Here is a 3,379-nt window from a genome sequence, read left to right on the forward strand (position 1 = left end):
TACATGCACTCCTCTTAAATAGCTGAAGTTTACAACATTTGATTTTTGTCAGTTTTTATTTCCGCAATCAAATGGGTATTTCTGAATTTCGTCAGGATATCTCTATAATGAGGATATGTCCCATCTGCTCCGGCCACAACTATATACATGTTTTAAGAGTCTCTAATTCTCTCTCCCAAAACTTATAATCCTTGGGATTAATCTGCTGTATAAGAATTGAAGTTTAGCAACTTGTTGACGATAGAGCACTTTCTTTTGGAATTCTTCTTAAACAGACTCCGTATTCTTTTCATCTTGTACACTCCCTTTTTTCATATCTCAAACATTAAGAGAAAAAGCTCCACAGAGGGAGCCGTTTCTCAATAAGTTACTTCTATATTCCGTTTTCCTAGCAGAAATTCATATTGCGATTGGGTATCACCTGACCAGTTCTTACAGATTGATTGAACTCCCATACGGTACCCGTAAATATATTATAATTACCGCTTATCAAGGCTTAACAAAATATACCTTAACCGGTTAAAAACATTGATAGCCATCTAAAATCCTCCATAGAGTTTTTTTCTATTGGCAAATGTAATAATGATGGTTTTTTCGAACATTCTTTCACCCATGTTCAAAATTCTTGAATAACTGCGACAAAAACACAGGAAATTCCTGTAATGACAAGGGTTTGAGTCGGATTACGAAACAATAGGAGCGGGAACTTCCCTGCTGGGTAATGAAGAATGAGTGCAGAAAAAAGCCGGATTCGTATTGGATGGAACCCGGGTGGATATTGAAAAAGACCTGGAAATCGGAAAACTTTATTTTACCGAAAACCGAGTCTAAATCGGAAAACTTTATTTTATGGTTACATAGGAGAGAGAGTCAAAGCCATCACTAATTTACAAAAGTTATTTATTAAAGCAGTCAGCATAGGAGGAATTTTCAATTCAACCATCGGCAATCAAAGCATTAGTCCTTACCACTCTTGCGGCTATGGATGCTTATGAAACTTCCAAAGAAACGGTTAAGCAAATGGAAGTTTTGTTAAAAGCTAAAGGCGTAATCCGATAATCACTGATAATAAAAACCGCTTATTCTCATTCAGAGGATAGGCGGTTTTTATGTTAATAGTTAATTCACTTTATCGAATAAATTTAAAGACTCTTCTACAAAAGAAAGTTCAACATCTCCAGCAAATTGAACCTCATAATGTGTTTGGTTGGATGAAGTCACTGCTACATAATTATCCTCATCATCTTTATATATAGTCCAATTTTTTCTGTTAATTTCTAATGAATTCTGTTCAGTTGGGGGTTTTCTCTTCTTATGAAAAGCAGAATCGAGAGGCATCTTATCCCTATACTCTAATACTAAAATGTTTTCCCCTTCTTTAGGTAACAGATAAATCATCTTGATCGCATCATAATTTTCTGAGGAATTTAACAATTGCAGTGTATAATGGCCATCGTTCTTAAAGGCATAAAAATCAGTAAATTTTTTCTTTGCGTTGTTAAACGCTATGGATAGTTCATCTGTGTCTGAAACAGCACTTTGAATAGTATCAGGATTTGTTTCAGTTACCTCTTTATCCTTTTTAAACAACAAATAGCCTTCTTTATTTACTCCATCCTCAAAATAAGCACCTTTGGCTACGATGAGGGATTTGTCTTTCCCCTCCATCTGATAAATAGGCCCCGGTGGTACTTCATTTGAATCCCCAGACTTCTTAATCTTCCAATCTCCTATCCTCTTCACTTCTCCAACCTTTTTCCAAACAGAGCTTGATTCAGGTACCACTTCACCAGTCTTCATGTAATAATATCCTTCAAAAACAATATAAGCTTTCTGTTTCTCACTTTCCGTTACCACTTCAACTTCTTTTACTCTGTTTTCTTCTTTTCTTTGTACTGATTGAGCAGCCTCCTCTTTCTTTTCAGTCGAGCCCTTCTCAAAAAAAGCAAAATATAGAGTTGAGAGTATGGCTAAGAAAAGAATAATCGATATACCTATTCTTTTATTCATGATTCTCCCCCTTTCCGTTATGTGAATGAGTATACCATAAAAAATACATATATGGTTTTATTTGTAAATACTTGTAAGGAAGTGGTAAAATAGTTTAGCGATTTGAAATATTTAATTAAAAGAAAGGGTTGATAAATGGACTTATGTGCTATTTTTCGCACTAATTTGTCATGGTAACACCTCAACAATGATTACTTCAATTTTCCTACTTACATGCTAGAAACAAAGCATCCGCTAACACCACGAAATAAACTTACACGTTTAATATTTACTTAGGAGGAATAAAATGTGACCGTTTTAAAGAGATTCAGTGTTCTATCTCTAGCTATCCTTTTTGGCTTAATGGCTAATCTCACCGATATCCCGACTGCTAAAGCGACTTGTGGTACCTATTACGAAGATAATGATGACCCTAATGGTGGTACGTATCGCCAAGGATTTACTACATACACAAAGCACTCAGGTTCTTATAGAGGAGATTATCGATTATCCACGAAATCTGCTAGTGATCAATTTTACCAATGGTGGTCACCTGGAGGTTCATGTAAGGATTATGTCTACTATTACGCTTACTTAAACAATGTAAACTTTACTAATAAAGACGCACGATATAGTTTTCAAATATCTAGTGGCGGTGACGGATTAAAGTATGTCGATCAGTACAATGCTCCCGGAGGATGGAACTATGTTGGTATTGGATTAAGCGATAGACAACCACACCTTTCTCTTAGTTCTTATGCTACAAGTGGAAAAACAGGTGCAGATGGAGTGAAATTCGTAACAAAATAAACGAAAGGGAGCGTTATTATGAAAAGATTCAGTGTTTTGTCCCTAGCTATTCTTTTTGGAATCATAGCCAGTTTTATTCACATCTCGACTGCTGAAGCGGCTTGTGGTACCTATTACGAAGATAATGATGATCCAAACCAATTAACAATCCGAAGTGGTTTTAGCACGTACACAAAACACTCAGGTTCTTACAGAGGAGATTATCGACTGTCTAAGAATCCTTCGGGAGATGGGGCATATTTTTGGTCTTCCCCTGGTGGTACCTGTAAAGCATCTCACTCTTATTATGCTTATTTAAACAATGTAAACTTCACCAATACTAAGGCTCAATACCAATTTAGCGGAACTAACAACGCCACTCTAACAAAATATGTTGATCAATATAATGCCCCAGGGGGTTGGAACTATGTTGGATTTGGATATGTGAGCACAGCTCCAGGCATTTGGCTCTCTGAAAAGGGAGTGTCGGGTTCTAAAACAGGTGCAGATGGGATAAAATTTGTAAACAATTAAACATATAGGAGGGTTATTATGAAAAAGTTGATTCCAATCGCAGTTACCTTTTCTCTTTTAACAGGTG

Annotated in this window: 3 protein-coding genes; 2 read left to right on the top strand and 1 reads right to left on the bottom strand. The window is 36.1% G+C overall.

The window, feature by feature from the left end; all coding sequences use genetic code 11:
- Nucleotides 1-1,119: 1,119 nt before the first annotated feature.
- Nucleotides 1,120-2,010, bottom strand: coding sequence for a hypothetical protein (locus ACI35L_RS03800; protein WP_439802281.1), 891 nt, complete (start codon nucleotides 2,008-2,010; stop codon nucleotides 1,120-1,122).
- Between the two features lie 288 nt (nucleotides 2,011-2,298).
- On the opposite strand from ACI35L_RS03800, the gene ACI35L_RS03805 reads away from it, so the two are divergent.
- Complete coding sequence (locus tag ACI35L_RS03805) at nucleotides 2,299-2,799, top strand: hypothetical protein (protein WP_439802282.1); 501 nt, start codon at nucleotides 2,299-2,301, stop codon at nucleotides 2,797-2,799.
- Nucleotides 2,800-2,817: 18 nt separating this feature from the next.
- Nucleotides 2,818-3,312, top strand: a complete 495-nt coding sequence (locus tag ACI35L_RS03810; RefSeq protein ID WP_439802283.1) for a hypothetical protein — start codon at nucleotides 2,818-2,820, stop codon at nucleotides 3,310-3,312.
- Nucleotides 3,313-3,379: the final 67 nt, after the last annotated feature.

Origin of the sequence: Pradoshia sp. (genome assembly GCF_051873915.1) — a bacterium.
Taxonomy (GTDB): domain Bacteria; phylum Bacillota; class Bacilli; order Bacillales; family Pradoshiaceae; genus Pradoshia.